Source organism: Desulfosporosinus sp. I2 (assembly GCF_000960765.1).
In the GTDB taxonomy this organism is placed as follows: Bacteria; Bacillota; Desulfitobacteriia; order Desulfitobacteriales; family Desulfitobacteriaceae; genus Desulfosporosinus.
The window spans coordinates 1-15,900 of sequence record NZ_JYNH01000057.1 but is presented as its reverse complement, the minus strand read 5'-3'; the positions used below and the strand labels follow the sequence as shown (position 1 = coordinate 15,900).

At 45.0% G+C, this 15,900-nt stretch carries 18 protein-coding genes; 15 read left to right on the top strand and 3 right to left on the bottom strand.

Annotated features, from left to right (window positions below; all coding sequences use genetic code 11):
• The first annotated feature begins 180 nt into the window (after positions 1 to 180).
• From UF75_RS13870 to UF75_RS13860, 3 genes are all read left to right on the top strand, one after another.
• Positions 181 to 1,347, top strand: coding sequence for an iron ABC transporter substrate-binding protein (locus tag UF75_RS13870; protein WP_045575194.1), 1,167 nt, complete (start codon positions 181 to 183; stop codon positions 1,345 to 1,347).
• A 71-nt stretch (positions 1,348 to 1,418) separates the two neighbouring features.
• Positions 1,419 to 2,012, top strand: a complete 594-nt coding sequence (locus UF75_RS13865) for a methyltransferase domain-containing protein (RefSeq protein WP_045575193.1) — start codon at positions 1,419 to 1,421, stop codon at positions 2,010 to 2,012.
• A gap of 192 nt (positions 2,013 to 2,204) precedes the next feature.
• Positions 2,205 to 2,870, top strand: coding sequence for an AAA family ATPase (locus tag UF75_RS13860; RefSeq protein WP_045575192.1), 666 nt, complete (start codon positions 2,205 to 2,207; stop codon positions 2,868 to 2,870).
• 56 nt (positions 2,871 to 2,926) lie between these two features.
• Here UF75_RS13860 and UF75_RS13855 read toward each other — a convergent pair whose 3' ends face one another.
• Genes UF75_RS13855 through UF75_RS13845 form a run of 3 tightly spaced genes read right to left on the bottom strand, consistent with a single transcriptional unit; the run spans position 2,927 to position 4,520 of the window.
• Complete coding sequence (locus UF75_RS13855) at positions 2,927 to 3,808, bottom strand: class I SAM-dependent methyltransferase (RefSeq protein WP_242860238.1); 882 nt, start codon at positions 3,806 to 3,808, stop codon at positions 2,927 to 2,929.
• Positions 3,750 to 4,283, bottom strand: coding sequence for an FmdE family protein (locus UF75_RS13850; RefSeq protein WP_045575190.1), 534 nt, complete (start codon positions 4,281 to 4,283; stop codon positions 3,750 to 3,752). Before UF75_RS13850 ends, UF75_RS13855 begins: the two co-directional genes overlap by 59 nt.
• Positions 4,284 to 4,316: 33 nt before the next feature.
• Positions 4,317 to 4,520 (bottom strand): CooT family nickel-binding protein, encoded by a 204-nt coding sequence (locus tag UF75_RS13845; RefSeq protein ID WP_045575189.1) that lies wholly within the window; start codon positions 4,518 to 4,520, stop codon positions 4,317 to 4,319.
• Positions 4,521 to 5,488: 968 nt separating this feature from the next.
• Here UF75_RS13845 and UF75_RS13840 point away from each other — a divergent pair.
• From UF75_RS13840 to UF75_RS13785, 12 genes are all read left to right on the top strand, one after another.
• Positions 5,489 to 5,704: an FmdE family protein gene (locus UF75_RS13840; protein ID WP_045575188.1), complete on the top strand. Its 216-nt coding sequence runs from the start codon at positions 5,489 to 5,491 to the stop codon at positions 5,702 to 5,704.
• Complete coding sequence (locus UF75_RS13835) at positions 5,701 to 6,825, top strand: iron ABC transporter substrate-binding protein (protein ID WP_045575187.1); 1,125 nt, start codon at positions 5,701 to 5,703, stop codon at positions 6,823 to 6,825. Before UF75_RS13840 ends, UF75_RS13835 begins: the two co-directional genes overlap by 4 nt.
• Positions 6,826 to 6,830: 5 nt before the next feature.
• Entirely contained in the window at positions 6,831 to 7,913 is a 1,083-nt protein-coding gene (locus UF75_RS13830) for an iron ABC transporter permease (RefSeq protein WP_082075147.1), read from the top strand.
• On the top strand, positions 7,910 to 8,662 hold the full coding sequence (locus UF75_RS13825; protein WP_045575186.1) for an ABC transporter ATP-binding protein: 753 nt from the start codon (positions 7,910 to 7,912) through the stop codon (positions 8,660 to 8,662). Before UF75_RS13830 ends, UF75_RS13825 begins: the two co-directional genes overlap by 4 nt.
• A gap of 608 nt (positions 8,663 to 9,270) precedes the next feature.
• Complete coding sequence (locus UF75_RS13820) at positions 9,271 to 10,317, top strand: energy-coupling factor ABC transporter permease (RefSeq protein ID WP_045575185.1); 1,047 nt, start codon at positions 9,271 to 9,273, stop codon at positions 10,315 to 10,317.
• A gap of 68 nt (positions 10,318 to 10,385) precedes the next feature.
• Entirely contained in the window at positions 10,386 to 11,195 is an 810-nt protein-coding gene (gene cbiQ, locus UF75_RS13815) for a cobalt ECF transporter T component CbiQ (RefSeq protein ID WP_045575184.1), read from the top strand.
• Positions 11,192 to 11,950, top strand: a complete 759-nt coding sequence (locus tag UF75_RS13810; RefSeq protein ID WP_045575183.1) for an ABC transporter ATP-binding protein — start codon at positions 11,192 to 11,194, stop codon at positions 11,948 to 11,950. The genes cbiQ and UF75_RS13810 overlap by 4 nt, the downstream gene beginning before the upstream one ends.
• 181 nt (positions 11,951 to 12,131) lie before the next feature.
• A complete protein-coding gene (locus tag UF75_RS13805) occupies positions 12,132 to 12,347 on the top strand; it encodes a tautomerase family protein (protein ID WP_045575182.1) in 216 nt (71 codons plus the stop codon).
• A 422-nt stretch (positions 12,348 to 12,769) separates the two neighbouring features.
• Positions 12,770 to 13,888 carry an ADP-forming succinate--CoA ligase subunit beta gene (gene sucC, locus UF75_RS13800; RefSeq protein ID WP_045575181.1) on the top strand — a complete coding sequence of 373 codons (1,119 nt, stop codon included), beginning with the start codon at positions 12,770 to 12,772 and terminating at the stop codon, positions 13,886 to 13,888.
• A gap of 5 nt (positions 13,889 to 13,893) precedes the next feature.
• Positions 13,894 to 14,775: a succinate--CoA ligase subunit alpha gene (gene sucD / locus UF75_RS13795; RefSeq protein ID WP_045575180.1), complete on the top strand. Its 882-nt coding sequence runs from the start codon at positions 13,894 to 13,896 to the stop codon at positions 14,773 to 14,775.
• Positions 14,776 to 14,789: 14 nt separating this feature from the next.
• Positions 14,790 to 15,005, top strand: a complete 216-nt coding sequence (locus tag UF75_RS13790; RefSeq protein WP_045575179.1) for a 4Fe-4S binding protein — start codon at positions 14,790 to 14,792, stop codon at positions 15,003 to 15,005.
• A partial coding sequence (locus UF75_RS13785; protein ID WP_045575178.1) for a 2-oxoacid:acceptor oxidoreductase subunit alpha occupies positions 14,998 to 15,900 on the top strand: 903 nt, incomplete at its 3' end. The genes UF75_RS13790 and UF75_RS13785, both read left to right, overlap by 8 nt.

The following is a 15,900-nucleotide window of genomic DNA, read 5'->3' as shown; positions in this document are numbered from 1 at the left end:
AATGATATTGCAGAGCAAGACCATGAAGGTGTTTGCAAAGACCATGGAGGTTTGACTCATAAGAGTCAACTTCGTGGTCTTTTTATTATATTTTATGGGTTTAAGGTCATCGAGAGATGATGATTGGGCGGGTTAAATTTCAGATAGAAAAATAATGGGAAGATGAAAGGGGCTATGGAAATGCGTAGAAGGATCATGAAGGGCAGCGCTTGGGTTCTCAGTTTGCTGATCGTAGGACTGGCTTTGACGGGTTGTTCGGCTGTTCAAACTGGAAAGGAAGGTAATAAGTCGGAGACAGGTCAGGTTGCCGTAAGTGCGTCAGGAAAAGTAAATCCGGAAGTGAAAATAGTGACTGATCTCGTTGGACGCGAGGTGAAAGTGAAAATTCCCGCTCAACGGATTGTGGCCATCGGGCCGGGCGCATTGAGGCTGGTTGCTTACGCCAAGGGAACCGACCGGATCGTTGGGATTGAGGATATGGAAAAGAAAGTGCCGACGGGAAGGCCCTATATGTTTGCTTATCCGGAACTTAAGGCTCTTCCGACGATTGGGCAGGGCGGAATAGATTCCGTGCCAGATGAAGAAGCGTTGCTGAGTGTCAAACCCGATGTCATTTTTGTCTCCTACTTGGTTGACAAGGCGAAGGCAGATAAGCTGCAGGACAAGACGGGGATTCCTGTCGTTGTCTTGAGTTATGGGCAATTGGCAACGTTCAATGATGATGTCTATCGTTCCTTGGATCTGGTCGGCAGGGTTATTGGAACACAACAGAGGGCAGAAGAAGTCATTAACTATGTTAAGAAGAGTCAGGTGGATTTGGCAGAGCGCACAAAGGGTATTGCAGATTTAGCGAAGCCGAAAGTCTATGTGGGAGCATTAGGGGTGAAAGGAACCCAGGGCATTGAAAGCACTCAGGCTAAGTATCCGCCGTTTGTGAACATCGGGGCTCGGAATGTCGCCGATGAGACCGGAAAAAGTGGCAGTTTGATGATCGAACGTGAGAAGCTTGTGAGCTGGGATCCAGACATTCTCTTTATCGATGAAGGAGGCTACAGTAAAGTGCTTGCCGACGCTCAGAAGAACCCGGCATTTTATCAGTCTCTGCGTGCAGTAAAGAACGGGCAGGTTTACGGTCAGATTCCCTATAATTTTTATACCACGAATATCGATACGGCCTTAGCGGACGCTTATTATGCCGGGAAAGTAATTTTTCCGGAAAAATTTCAAGATATCGATCCCGTCAAAAAGTGTGAGGAAATCTACAGTTTTCTCTTAGGTAAACCTGTTTACGAACAAATGGTTAAGGATTATGGCGGATTTAAGAAACTTGATTTAACTCAACCGTAAGGGATATGGAGGTGTATTCTAAGGACGAAAGTGAATCTGTGGTCCTAATGTAGAAAGTGAGGTGGCAGGATGTGCATAAGAAAGACTATTTTGACGAGAAGGCTGCGAAGTGGGATACTCTTATCCATGATGAGGTAATAAACCGCTTGCAAGATATGGTAAGAGAACTTGCTTTGTCCCGAGGCAGTAAGGTTCTTGACCTAGGTACGGGAACGGGAGTGCTCGTTCCGATGTTGATCGAGGCCGTGGGTCCATCCGGAGTCGTGGTGGCAATAGATTTTGCTCCCCAGATGCTGGCAGAAGCTAAGAAAAAGTATCAGTGGCCTAATTTAGAGTTCTTGGAGGGAGATGCTGAGGATATTCCCTTGGCAGATCAGGCAGTCGATGAAGTTGTGTGTAACTCGGCCTTTCCGCACTTTGATGATCTTAAGAGGGCTGCCAATGAAATGGCTAGAGTGCTGAGAAGTGGGGGAAGAGTTTCTGTTTTTCATCCGCATAGCAGAGTGTATATTAATGATCTGCATGTGTCTCTTGGAGGTGCGGTGAGGAACTGTTTGATACCGGAAGAGAAGGTTATGCACGCAATTTTTTCTGAAGCAGGTTTCGAGAATATTACCCTTGAAGATATGCCTCAGCGTTATCTCTTGTCGGGGAGAAAAGTATAGACATTGGAGCGATGGTCGCTGGGACGGGTTTTGCGGTGGCGGGTGCGGTCATGCAAACTGCGGTGCCAGACCCCAACAATTACTTGTAAATTTTAGGTAATTATATTAGTATAAATCTAAGAACGATTCCGTGCGGTCTTCGTGATAGCACCGGAGATCCGATGTTCGATCTTAGATAGGTGGTGCTAAATAATGAAGAAAAGAATTGCCATAGGTGTCAGTGATTTTCGAGAAATGCTAACAGGAGCTTATTACTATGTCGATAAGACCTTATTTATAAAAGATATCCTGGAAGATGGCTCCAAAGTAATCCTGCTTCCCCGCCCACGGCGTTTTGGCAAAACCCTAAACATGTCTATGTTGAATTACTTTTTGGAAAAATCAGCGACAGATAATAGCTCCCTTTTCGAGAACCTGGCGATCAGTCAGCATTCGGACTGCATGGACAAACAGGGGCAATACCCTGTTATCTATCTGACCTTTAAGGATCTCAAACATAATACCTGGGAAGTAACGTATGATAGTTTAGTACCGGAAAAGATCTACCATGCCTTTGTGTTGGGTCTCCTGGTAGGGTTGCGTCCTGATTATGAAATCAAGTCCAACCGCGAGGGTGGGTATGGACGCTATGATGTCATGGTCATCCCCCGGGATACGAGCAAGGCGGGCATAATTATCGAGTTTAAGAGTGTCGATCCGGAGGAAGTAAAGGACCTAGAACAGATCGCTCAGCTAGCTTTGCAGCAGATCGAAGCGAAGGAATACCAGCAGGAACTGTTCGAGCGGGGAATCCATAAAATCATCAAGCTGGGCATCGTCTTTCGGGGGAAAGAGGTATTGGTGAAGGCTGGTCACTAAGATTTTGCAGAGGAAAAGCCATGAAACTGACTCAGTAGAATCAGCTTCATGGCTTTCTAGACCTTCCAATAAATCCAGGCAGTTTTCGTCTGAACTTTCTCCGTCACAAATCCATTGATAGAGATCTCTTCAAGGTAGCTATTTATTAAATGGTCTTTCTCGTCGCCTGAGTTATTCTCCGTTGCAAAGAGCGTACCATAATAAACACAAGCTTCTTCCACCGTTCGGACATGTTCTCGATCCGTATCGACATAGGTAATACTGGGATAATATCCAGTTAGCCAAAGGATGTTAAAAATGCTGTAAATTGTATTACTGTAAAATTTGATCCCTTTAAGTTTAAGAATTTCCGTGCGAATAATGTCCTGAACAGAGTCTGTACGATCAACAAAATTGGACAAAAAGCAGTATCCCTTGCTTGCATCGATCATCTTCTCTAGCGTGATTTGATCATGGATCCCGGGGCTGTTGATGGCGGTCACCAAGTCAAACCTTTTTCTCCAGCCGTATTCGTCAAGGTTGACCTCATCCCAGTTCAACTTTTTAAATGAGACATTGGTGAGGTTCGCGGCTTCGGCATTCTTCACCGCGTAGTCTAACATTTTATCCGATATGTCTATGCCTGTAACATCTGTTGATTGCTTGGCAAATTCAACCGCAAACCGTCCTGGACCGCAGCCTATGTCCAGGACGCTACTATTCTGGGTGAAAAGGCCTTTTTGTGACAAAAATTGAACGATTTTGCGAATGCGCTGATCAGGACTGCCTTGACTAACCAACTTGTTAAACTCATCCGCCCTGTTGTCCCAAAACGACTTACCGGATGGTTCGGCAGGCTTTCCCTCGCTCCAGAGACGGGTAAAATAGTCTATATCCATGCTATTGCCATCCTCTCGAATAGTCTTTGAAGCAGTCAAGGCATACTTTTTTCCCGTCATTGATTCGAATCTTATGCTCCGGAGCACCTTCCCCGCATAAGTCACATTCTACTGTGGTAAATAGTCGTGCCTTTTCGGGCAGCTCAAACGGCGGCTTTGAGAAATTAAAGAGTTGATCTACAGGCGAGTTCAGTATGTATTCCTGACGCTGCTGGCGGTCCATTTCTTCTTTGAGGGGCTTTATTATCATTCTCAGACTTTCACCATTGGACCTGTTATAAAAGCTGAAGGCCATTTTGCCCGTGCCTTTATACAAAAGATTCCCTTTCCCAAAGGTACAGCCCGTGATTACTTGAACTGCATCGACTCCGCAGGCATCGTTTTCGGTTACACATATGATTTCTTCATCGGAAGAAAATCGGATACCCATTTTTTTAATCGCGGCCTCACAGGCTTTATAGCCGATCGCAAGGCCTGGGCATTCATGCCCATGAAATTCTACTGATTTTTCCCACGTTGTTTTTTCTCTGCACATACAAATTGATCTCCTTTCACATAAAGGGCTCTCCTAGAGGTTATCTAGGGGTAACTTTTCTAAAATAATACGGTGATTGAGAAGGGTCATGTTTTTAATTTTAGCTTTGATAAACATTTGTTTGCCGAAGCTATCCATTAGTTTAAGGCCATTTTCGTAGGGCTCAATGGTATCAACCGACTCCATGAGCATGACTTCGTTATCTCCATCTTTGAGATAGGCATTTGATTCACACATTTCGTTTAGCTCCTTCTTTTAGAATTATAAAAGCTTTACCAGAACAAGTCCATTTGTGGTTGCCTGGGAAAGGCTCATTTTAGTTAGGGTCAGACCCAATGATATCGTGACGGTCAGATCAGGCTATCATTAGGTCTGAAGTTGATAGTATACCGTAAGGATCCAAACTTTCCTTAGGATTATGAGTTGACATTTTCGCACGTAAGATGCAGCAAGATTTTGAAGGTTTTGGAACGTGGAATTCATTACATTACAAACTATGGAAAGACATCCGGCATGGGCTCATATGCCTATAATCACCTCCTTGTAAATAGAAAAAGACCATGGAAATAATGACCAGACTTAATGTCAAGTCAAGACCTCCATGGTCTCGTTTTTCATAATGAATATTTGTCTATGCAGATAGTATTCTACACAAATGTGCTAATCCCTTCTACGGTTTATAGTTTTTTATGATTTTCAATAGTCAAGATTAAATTTCCTGGTTCTTTTCCAACCCTTAATATTACCAAAGACTTTGATTGGGGGAGTGCTGTAGATCTGTCTCCCGAAGATGCCGACGGCAGAAAATATCACTCAGGTGTATGGGGTTCCGGTTAGTTGGAAGAATGCAAAACCAAACTGTTGTAATCTGATTTATTGTGAGTATCAAAGAGCAGTGATTTTTCCGGCAAGTTCAACATCCGAGTGCCAAAATCGCTTCATAAAGTACTAGCCGAGAAAGCCAAAGAAGTTACCAAAGTACGAAGCCCTCCCACCGACTTGCGGCAGGAGGGCGTAATATTTTTCCATACTAAAGCAGGGATTTCGAAGTTAATGTAGAATACACAATTATCAATTATTAACAATTAATGAGAAGATGAGACTGAATCATGAAAAATAGACCATGGAGGTCTGGCCTTTTAATAAGGTCAGCTTCATGGTCTTTTTTATTCAAAGAAAAATCAAAATTAAGGAGTGAAGGAAATATGGACGAACTAGTTAAGAAAGATTGGGAGCGTTGTGTGGAATTTCACGAGCATATTTGCCCTGGTTCGGCGATTGGCTTCCAAGCGGCTCGGATCGGATTGAAGGTGCTCCGAGCCTTAGAGGGGGAGCCGTACAATCCGAAAAGTGGGATAGTCAGCATTATGCAGAATGATGCTTGTGGTGTGGATGCTGTGTTGAGAGGATGGGTAAAATGAGAAAAGTGATGGCGTTATTATTGGCTCTGCTTATGCCGATGTTGCTTTTAGCGGGATGCGGAGGGACTGCAGGTACGAAGGAAGCTGGGACAGTTCCAACAGTGGCTAAGGTTCAGAAACATAAAATTACGGATCTGGCTGGGAGAGAGGTAGAACTAGCGGTTCCTGTCAAAAGGGTCGTGGCGATTGGACCCGGTGCATTACGGTTGGTGACCTACGACGAAGGAGCGTCCATGGTGGTGGGGATTGAAGAAATTGAGAAAAAACCTTCGCCAGGAAGATCCTATATGCTGGCTTATCCAGACTTGAAAAAGCTCCCGAGTATTGGACAGGGAGGACCGGATACAGCCCCTAATGAGGAGAGCTTGGTTGGGGTCAAACCAGATGTGATTTTTGTTAGCACTCTCGTAGATAAAGAGAAGGCGAATCAACTTCAAGCCAAGACGGGCATTCCGGTAGTCGTTCTGAGCTATGGCAATGCGGCGACGTTTGACGAGAATCTTTACAATTCCATAAGTATGATCGGCGTGATCATAGGTAAGGAGAAGAGGGCCCAAGATGTTGTTGCTTATCTCAAACAAAGTGAAAAGGACCTGGGGGAACGGACGAAGGGAGTTCCTGAGGGGAATAAAGCAAAAGTTTATGTAGGGGCTGTGGGCATGAAAGGAGTGCACGGGATTGAAAGCACTCAGGCCAAATACCCGCCATTTATGTTCATTGGAGCAAAAAATGTCGTGGATGAAACGGGAAAAAGCGGAAGCTTTATGACTGATAAAGAAAAACTCATTAGCTGGGATCCGGATATTTTGTTTCTTGATGCAGGAGGGTATGCGCTAGTTACGGAGGACTATAAGAAAAACCCGGCATTGTACCAGTCTTTGAGTGCTGTGAAGAAGGGCCAAGTTTATAACCAGATTCCTTATAATAACTATTCTACCAATATAGAGACGGCATTTGCTGACTCTTATTACGCAGGAAAGATTATCTTTCCTCAACAGTTCCAAGACATCGATCCGATCAAGAAGAGTGATGAAATTTATCAGTTCCTTCTAGGTAAGCCTTTATATTCAGAAATGGAACGGGATTTAGGGGGCTTCAAAAAGCTGGAGCTAGGAAGGTGATAGAGTTGGTAGGCGAGGAAAGCGTGCTAGAGGGCGGGATAACCACCCATTACTTGAGATATACGTGGAAGAAGAAATTAATCCTGTTAGGTTTGGTTGTTATGACAGCAGTACTTGCTTTATATGCTATCAGTGCCGGTTCAGCCGAGCTTTCTCCCATGCAAGTGTTACTGACTTTACTCGGCCAAACCGAGGGGAATTCTCAGATTATCATTTGGTCCATCCGCTTGCCCCGAGTGCTGGCAGCGATGGTGGCTGGGATAGGTTTGGCGGTTGCTGGTGCGGTCATGCAAACTATTCTCAGAAATCCCTTAGCTTCTCCGAGTACCCTCGGTATTGCTCAAGGCGCAGCCTTTGGGGCTGCGCTGGCCATCATCGGCTGGGGAGCAGGTAGTACTCCAAGTACAGGCGGAGGAGCGCTGCTGATTAACAGCCCCTATATTGTCACAATCTCAGCCTTCGTAGCGGCCATGCTTACGACCATGATCATTCTCTTTCTGGCCCAATATAAGGGAGTGTCACCGGAGTCTATGGTGTTAGCTGGGGTCGCGTTGGGATCTCTCTTTTCCGCAGCCACTATGCTTTTGCAGTATTTCACCAATGATGTTAATGTAGCTGCCGTCGTCTTTTGGACGTTCGGCGACATCGGGCGGGCTTCTTGGGGTGAGTTGGGGATTATGTCCTTTGTAGTCTTAGGATCCTTGCTCTTTTTCTTGTTTAACCGTTGGAATTACAATGCCCTTGACAATGGGGCAGAAACGGCCAAGGGTCTCGGTGTCAACGTGGAAAAGACGAGACAGTGGGGGATGTTCTTTGCCTCTTTGATCACAGCCACAGTCGTTTCCTTTTTGGGAATCATCGCCTTCATTGGTCTCGTGGCTCCACACCTCGTGAAGCGCTTGATCGGAGGGGACAATCGCTTCCTTATTCCAGCGTCTGGGGTGATGGGTGCCTTGCTCCTTCTGGCTGCAGATACCCTGTCCAGAAGGATTATTGCGCCCGTGGTTTTGCCTGTTGGGGCAGTCACTTCCTTTCTAGGGGCTCCTCTCTTTCTCTATCTTCTGGTGAGGGGGTCGAAGTTGCGATGATCTTAGCAGTGAATGGGATAGAATTTAGATACAGCTCTCGCACAATATTAGAGAATGTAGGCTTTACTGTACAAAGGGGGGAGTTCCTATCTATTTTAGGGAACAATGGCGCTGGAAAATCGACGCTGCTCAAGACCTTGAACAAGATTTTGTTACCGAAAAAGGGAAGTGTCTTATTGGAGGGGCAGGAAGTGTCTAAGCTTAGTCGCTTGGCGATAGCCCTTAAAATGGCGTATGTCTCACAACGCTACGAGAGCAACCGCCAGACCGTCTTTGACGCTGTGCTCTTGGGCCGCAAACCCTACATCAAGTGGGAAGCGACAGCGTCGGATTTGGCGTTGGTGCACGGGATCTTAGCAAAAACGGGTCTGGAGAAGTTTGCTCTTCGCTACTTAGATGAACTGAGCGGAGGAGAACTGCAGAAAGTCGTCATCGCTAGGGCCTTGGCCCAGGAACCTGAGGTTCTGTTATTGGATGAGCCTACTAGCAACTTGGATCTGAGAAATCAAATGGAAGTGTTGAAAACCATCCAGACCGCGGCTAAAGAGAAGGCTATTGCGGTGATTGCCGTCATGCACGGTCTTAACCTAGCCTTGCGCTTCTCGGACAAATTCGTATTACTACAGGATACGAAGGTTTTCGTGGCCGGCGGCCCGGAGGTGATGACGGCAGAAAATATCACTCAGGCGTATGGAGTTCCGGTTAGCGTGGAAAGGGTACAAAACCAAATTGTCGTGATCCCAAGCTAAGGGGGTTTATTTTTCAAGAAGGGCAAGTAATACTCCTTGAGGGAAAATATTGTGCTACTTTCAAGGAATAAAGTTAGCATCCTTTCCTCATACTACAATTAATGTAGAAAGGATTGGCGAAATTTTATGAGTTGTTCAAGTATAAAACATCGCTATGAACAAATGAAGTGCCAGGGGGATATTCACTTCATAGATGCTTTGACTCGATAACATGACTCTTCACTAAACAAGAGTAAACTGAAAAAGCAGTACATAACTATTTACTCAAACCAACACCCTAGGCTACAAAAAGTTGCCCAGGGTGTTAAATATCAGGGCTTTCTTCAATAGAATTATTTTTAAATTTTTTCAATATATTAGCAGGAATTTGCGAAATGGTTATAGAATACAACAGTTAACAGTAGAATAGTAAAATAAGATCTGAAGATCTTAGTAAAAACCATGGAGGTTTGACTCGTTAGAGTCTACTTCATGGTTTTTTTGTTTACTGGAGAGGAAGGTGCTTCAATGCTTCAATAAAAATACCTAACCTTTAGACCAATCATCAGTTCGAATAAGAGAAAGAAAAAGAATGAGATATGGACTAATAATATGTTGGAGGGAATACTATGCATATGGCAGACGCCTTGATTTCACCTTTAGTTGGTGGAACCATGTGGGTTGCAACAGCGGGTGTTGCGGCTTACTCGATTAAGAAAATTCAAAATGAGATGGATGAAAAGAAAATTCCTTTGATGGGAGTCATGGGAGCGTTTATTTTTGCGTCCCAGATGATTAATTTCTCAATACCGGGAACAGGCTCCAGCGGGCATCTAGGAGGAGGTTTAATTCTTGCAATTTTACTGGGTCCCTATGCGGGCTTCCTTACGATCGCGTCAGTTCTCACGATACAAGCTTTGTTTTTTGCAGATGGAGGTTTGCTGGCCTTAGGTAGTAATGTCTTTAATCTCGGTTTTTTCCCATGTTTTATTGCCTACCCCTTGATTTATAAAATGCTCATGCGAAAAGGGTATTCTACTAAGCGAATATTTGGTGCAGCAATGCTTACCGCAATTATCGGACTTCAAATGGGTGCTTTCGGTGTTGTACTGGAAACGTTCTTTTCCGGAAAGACCGAATTACCTTTTGGGACGTTTGTCTTATTAATGCAGCCCATTCATCTTGCCATCGGTGTGGTAGAAGGCCTTGTCACAACCGCTATTGTAACTTATATTTGGAAGTCGCGCCCAGAAATTCTTGAAAAGGCAGCCACAGGAGAAGCTATTGGTAATATCTCCATTAAGAAGGTTGTTACAGGACTTGTTGCTGTTGCAGTGCTTACAGGGGTAGTGTTATCCTGGTTTGCCTCTTCAAATCCTGATGGTTTGGAATGGTCCATGTTTAAGACAGCCGGTAAAGAAGAGCTGAAGGCGGAAGATGGCATTCATCAAAGTCTGTCTGAAATACAGAATAAAACGGCATTTTTACCTGGTTATGCCTTTAGGGCACCAGAAACTGAAACGGAACAAGGTGCTGGAGAAAGCGAAGAAGCTTGGCCTGCAGTCAGTGGCGGAACTAGTACATCAGGTTTGGTTGGTGGTGGGATGACGCTTGTTTTGGCAGGCCTTGTGGGATCCGGCATTAGTTTGGCTAAAAGAAGGAAAAATAGAACCTAGGCTAGAATAGTTCATAGGTGGGGAGGATAACCCTGCCTTTAATTTTAAATTAGGATCGGATTGTTGATATGTCGAATATAATGAATTCATTGTATAATATGCGGATTCTCGATGACCTGGCCCGGAAGGAAACCGCCATACACAAAATACATCCTCTCGTGAAATTGTTGACCACAGTTAGTTATCTAACTGTGGTCGTATCGTTTGGAAAATACGATATTGGCGGTTTGCTGCCACTTCTTATTTATCCTTCAATGGTCTTTGCTCTAGCAGAACTTCCAGTGAAACCTATATTTATGAGGATCTTACTTGTTTCACCGTTCATGATTGGAATAGGTATCCTAAACCCTTTCTTCGACCATCAAATCTATCTGTTGGGTGGAAAAGAAATCTCAAGAGGGTGGATCACCTTTCTTTCCATTTTAATCAAGAGTGGGTTAACCGTAACCGCAGCCCTTCTTCTAATTGCTACAACGGGAATGGACCGACTAGCAGGGGCATTACGGATGTTGAAAATTCCTCGTGTATTTGTACTCCAGCTGCTCTTAACCTATCGATATATCTCGGTACTGATGGAGGAGGTAGCTCGAACCTTAAGGGCGTATTCACTGAGGGCCCCAGAACAGAAGGGTGTTCACCGAAGTGCATGGGGCTCATTAGCTGGTCAGCTAATCCTCCGCACATTCGACAGAGCCCAGCGTATTTACGAAGCAATGTGTTTAAGAGGTTTTACAGGGGAGTACCATACAGGAGGCTTTAAAGAAATTAGAGTCTGGGAGTTGGCTTATTTAGCAGGATGGGTGTTATTCTTCGCGGCGGCAAGGATTTATAATATTCCGATGGTAATCGGTTCATTGATAACGGGAGTGATAAGATGAGTCATCATAAACTTGAGGCTAAGGATCTGCATTATAGTTATCCTGATGACCATGAAGCGGTCAATGGGATGTCCTTTTGTATCTATCATGGAGAGTCGGTAGGAATTATTGGAGCCAATGGTGCAGGAAAATCGACGCTTTTGATGTTGCTCATGGGGGTTCTTTTTCCAAGCCAGGGTGAAGTCTGTGTGGGAGACGTTCACGTTACAAAAAAGACCCTTTCGATGATTCGTCAAAGGTTAGGGATGGTTTTTCAGGATCCTGACGACCAGTTATTTATGAGCACCGTTTATGATGATGTTGCCTTTGGGCCTCGTAATTATAAGCTTGATGAAAAGGAAGTTGAAAAGCGCGTCCTGCATGCTTTAGAATTGGTTGGAATTCTTCATTTAAAAGATCGAGCGCCCTTCAAGTTATCTGGCGGGGAAAAGCGGGCTGCAGCTATTGCCTCGGTACTTTCAATGCAGCCAGACATTCTACTAATGGATGAACCCACGGCCGCACTGGATCCAAAATCTAGACGGAGGGTCATGGAACTGCTTACGAGCTTTAAACATACAAAAATTATCACTAGTCACGATTTGGATATGATTTTCGAGATATGTGATAGGACCATCGTGATCAAAAATGGTGAGATTGCAGCGGATGGGACGACGTCTGAAATTCTGGTCAATGCAGAGTTGATGGATAAGTGCGGACTTGAGGTGCCATTGGCACTGCAGAATTGTCCAGTTTGCGGGATTAAAAAAGGTTAATTTCGGGCATGGGCGTGTAACGGGGACTGTCCCCGTTACACGCGTTACACAATTGAAGGGTTTTTATGCTAAATTAGGTAAAATAAAGACTAAATGATGCCGATCCAGATTACATGTTTTCTGACTTTAACGGTAATTTTATATAAGAGTTTAAGAATGAATTAGCGGAGGTGCTTTATAAATGCCAATGATTAGTTTTGATGGGCCTGTCCTGACTATTGATCAAAAGAGGAGTTTAATTCATGGAATGAGCCAAGCTGCTTCTCAAGCTTTAGGTATTCCTATGGCTGCGTTTACTGTAACCCTAGATGAGCACGAATATAGTAACATGGGGATTGGCGGCGAAGTGTTAACGGAAACGGTTTATTGGGATAAATATAAAGCCCTTAAGGACTAACTAGGCTAAGGTATATATCCTTGAATGAAGCGGCCCCTTTTGGGGGTCGCTTTTAATACTGTCAGAAAGTATAAATTTCTGGTAAGGTCCCTTCTCGTCGTTCATGGCTACAGGGACACTCGGCCATCCATGGCCAGCGCATCAGTGCAACTAAGGCGGCCGCCTTCGCCAAAGCTTGGCGCCAGCCAAGTTTTCTTTATATGCCAACAATAAGCCACACAAAATGCCAAATCAAATTGTGACCATAAGAAATCATAATAATGTATACAAAATATCCGTTTTGGGAAGGTATTCGCTCTTAAGACATAGAAATACAAAGAGACAAATAGTTCGAATGTTTCGGATAATAATAAATTGGACTAAAAGTCATACTAACGTTCGCTCACTATTGTTAATAAGGTAAGCCGAAAGGAGCCGTTAAGGTGAAACTGTATGAGTATATGGCCAAAGAAATTTTCAGGAATAATGGGATTCCAGTGCCCCAAGGGCGAGTGTTTACCAATGCTAAAGGGGTCAGGGATTTTGTTGCCCAAATCGGTCCTGTGGCCATTAAGTCCCAAATTCTTTCAGGGGGGCGGGGTAAGGCCGGTGGAATCAAGTTTGCGTCGGACCCTCAAGAGGCTACTGAAAAGGCGCGTGAACTCTTGGCGACGGATCTTAAGGGACTTAAGGTTGATTTAATTCTCGTTGAACAAAAACTAACCATTGAAAAGGAATTATATTTGGCGATTACCTATGATGGGGCACGACGCAAGCCGTTATTGATTGCTTCAGCAGCTGGGGGCGTTGAGATTGAACAAGTCGCTGAAGAGCTACTGGTTAAACGGCTCATCGATATTAACATTGGCTTACAACCTTATGCCGCCAGAGAGATCACACGACAGCTTGGTTTGACGGGTCAGATCGCCAAAGAAGTTGCTGATATTATGTTGAAACTTTATCAAATCTATAGAAAATACGATGCTGAATTGATCGAGATCAACCCTTTAGTTATTGCAGATTCTCAGGCCCTTGCTGCAGATGGCAAAATGACCGTGGATGATGACGCTGCCTATCGGTTTGAAAAAGATGTTCCCTTGGTTGAAGAAAAAACCACCGTGGAGCAAAGAGCCGCTGAACTGGGGATTTCCTATGTCGAACTGGATGGGGAGATCGGGGTGATGGCTAATGGGGCAGGTATCACGATGGCTACCCTCGACTTAATTAACGAATTCGGTTCAAGTCCCCGTAATTTCATGGATGCGGGCGGTGGTTCCAGCCGGGAAGCGACAGCCAGCGCTTTGGAAATTTTACTTTCCACCCAGCCAAAAGCCCTCCTGATCAATATTTTCGGGGGAATTACCCGTTGCGATGAGGTAGCCAAAGCGATTATTCAAGTCAAAGAAAGCATAGACATTCAAGTTCCAATGGTAATCCGTCTGGTGGGTACTAATGAAGAAGCCGGAATTGCCCTTCTCCGCGAACATGGGATCGAATCTTATCGAAAAATTGACGAAGCAGTGGCCAACGTTGTTGCCTTTGTTAAAGCGAAGGGAGCGTAGGAAGCATGACAATCATGATTAATGAGACAACCAAAATTTTAGTCCAAGGTATTACCGGGAAACAGGGGCAGTTTCATACTTCTCAAATGCTGGCCAGCGGTAGCAAAGTTATTGGCGGAATTTCCCCGGGCAAGGGAGGACAAGTAGTCCATGGAGTGCCTATTTATAACACTGTCGAAGAAGCGATGGTGGCTGAAAAGGCCGAGGCTTCTGTAATTTTTGTACCAGCAAAACAAGTCAAAAATTGTGCTTTCGAGGCGATCGACGGCGGAATCAAAATCCTCGTAATTATTACTGAACATGTGCCTTTACATGACGCTATGGAAATTATGGCCTTTGCGGAAATGAAGCAAGTGCAAATTATTGGGCCAAACACTTTTGGCCTAATTTCACCGAGTAAATCAAAGATAGGAATCATGCCTAACAGTATTTTTATCCCTGGTTCAGTAGGAGTTGTGGCACGGAGTGGAACACTCAGTTATGAAATTGTCTCTCAGTTAACCAATGCCGGGATTGGCCAGTCGACGGTGGTTGGGTTAGGGGGAGACCGAGTTGTCGGGTTATCCTTTATTGATGTGTTGGCTCAATTCGAAGCAGATCCGGAAACTAATGCGGTGGTTCTGGTGGGGGAAATTGGCGGTAATGCCGAAGAAGAAGCCTCTATTTTTATTAAAACGATGAGTAAACCAGTGATCGCCTTCTTAGCAGGTAAAAGTGCACCTCCTGGTAAGAGAATGGGTCATGCTGGTGCGATCATTGAGCGTGGCAAAGGAACCTATGATAGCAAAGTTGTCGCCTTGAAGGCAGCTGGAGTTTCGGTAGCTTCTTTACCTTGGGAAGTGAGTGAACTCGTTAAAAAAGCATTAATTAAAAAAGGTGAAGCATAAGGAGATGTTAGGTTTTGGTACTAGTGATACCGACTGCTACTGTTTTGGTCAATCAAGATTGGTGTAAGAAGTGTGGAATATGTATAGCCTTTTGTCCTAAAAAAGTGCTGGAAAGTGACGAATTGGGTAGAGTTGTGGTTGCCAAGCCGGACCAGTGTATCGCCTGTAAGATCTGTGAGCGGCTGTGCCCCGACTTTGCTATCAATATCGAGGTGAGCAGCGATGAATAAAGCCAGACTAATGCAAGGCAATGAAGCCGTAGCCGAAGGAGCTCTGGCAGCCGGGGTTCTATTTTACGCAGGTTATCCAATTACTCCCTCGACAGAAATCGCCGAAATCATGGCCGAACGACTTCCCTTAATCGGAGGGACCTTTATCCAAATGGAAGACGAAATAGGCAGCATGGCAGCGATCATCGGAGCCTCCTTGACAGGGGCCAAAACCCTGACAGCGACAAGCGGACCGGGATTTTCCCTGAAACAGGAGAATCTGGGGTATGCCATTAGCACTGAAGTGCCCTGTGTGGTGGTCAATGTTCAACGTGGAGGACCCAGTACCGGATTACCCACGTCCCCCGCTCAAGCCGACGTTATGCAAGCCAGGTGGGGAACCCATGGCGACCATCCGATCATTGCCTTAACCCCCTCCTCCGTGCAAGAATGTTACGAACTGGCAGTTGTCGCCTTTAACTTCGCCGAGGAGTTTCGAATTCCCGTCATTTTGCTGATGGATGAAGTGATCGGGCATTTGCGGGAAAAAGTCGTCTTACCTCAAAACCTAACCATCGTCGACCGGAAAAGGCCAACGGTGCCGCCGGGTGACTACATCCCGTATGAAAACAATCAGAGCATGATTCCCGCCATGGCCAACTTTGGCGACGGTTATCGGTACCATGTCACCGGGTTAACTCATACAGAAAAGGGTTTACCAACCGGGAACCCGGAAATCACTCGAAAATTTATGGAGCGTTTAACCCAGAAGCTCAATCCCTATTTAGAGCGGATCCAATTAATCGAAGAGGTCCAGCTCGAGGATGCAGATTTGATCGTAGTAGCCTACGGTTGTACCGCTCGTTCGGTCTTAGAGGCGGTGCATATGGCCCGAAGCGTTGGTCTCAAGGTAGGA

Coding starts and splice junctions, on each gene's coding strand:
- cbiQ (WP_045575184.1), top strand. CDS start 10,386: ATGTCGAATATAATGAATTCATTGTATAATATGCGGATTCTCGATGAC.
- UF75_RS13835 (WP_045575187.1), top strand. CDS start 5,701: ATGAGAAAAGTGATGGCGTTATTATTGGCTCTGCTTATGCCGATGTTG.
- sucD (WP_045575180.1), top strand. CDS start 13,894: ATGACAATCATGATTAATGAGACAACCAAAATTTTAGTCCAAGGTATT.
- UF75_RS13810 (WP_045575183.1), top strand. CDS start 11,192: ATGAGTCATCATAAACTTGAGGCTAAGGATCTGCATTATAGTTATCCT.
- UF75_RS13825 (WP_045575186.1), top strand. CDS start 7,910: ATGATCTTAGCAGTGAATGGGATAGAATTTAGATACAGCTCTCGCACA.
- UF75_RS13850 (WP_045575190.1), bottom strand. CDS start 4,283: ATGTGCAGAGAAAAAACAACGTGGGAAAAATCAGTAGAATTTCATGGG.
- UF75_RS13820 (WP_045575185.1), top strand. CDS start 9,271: ATGCATATGGCAGACGCCTTGATTTCACCTTTAGTTGGTGGAACCATG.
- UF75_RS13805 (WP_045575182.1), top strand. CDS start 12,132: ATGCCAATGATTAGTTTTGATGGGCCTGTCCTGACTATTGATCAAAAG.
- UF75_RS13870 (WP_045575194.1), top strand. CDS start 181: ATGCGTAGAAGGATCATGAAGGGCAGCGCTTGGGTTCTCAGTTTGCTG.
- UF75_RS13840 (WP_045575188.1), top strand. CDS start 5,489: ATGGACGAACTAGTTAAGAAAGATTGGGAGCGTTGTGTGGAATTTCAC.
- UF75_RS13860 (WP_045575192.1), top strand. CDS start 2,205: ATGAAGAAAAGAATTGCCATAGGTGTCAGTGATTTTCGAGAAATGCTA.
- UF75_RS13855 (WP_242860238.1), bottom strand. CDS start 3,808: ATGACGGGAAAAAAGTATGCCTTGACTGCTTCAAAGACTATTCGAGAG.
- UF75_RS13845 (WP_045575189.1), bottom strand. CDS start 4,520: ATGTGTGAATCAAATGCCTATCTCAAAGATGGAGATAACGAAGTCATG.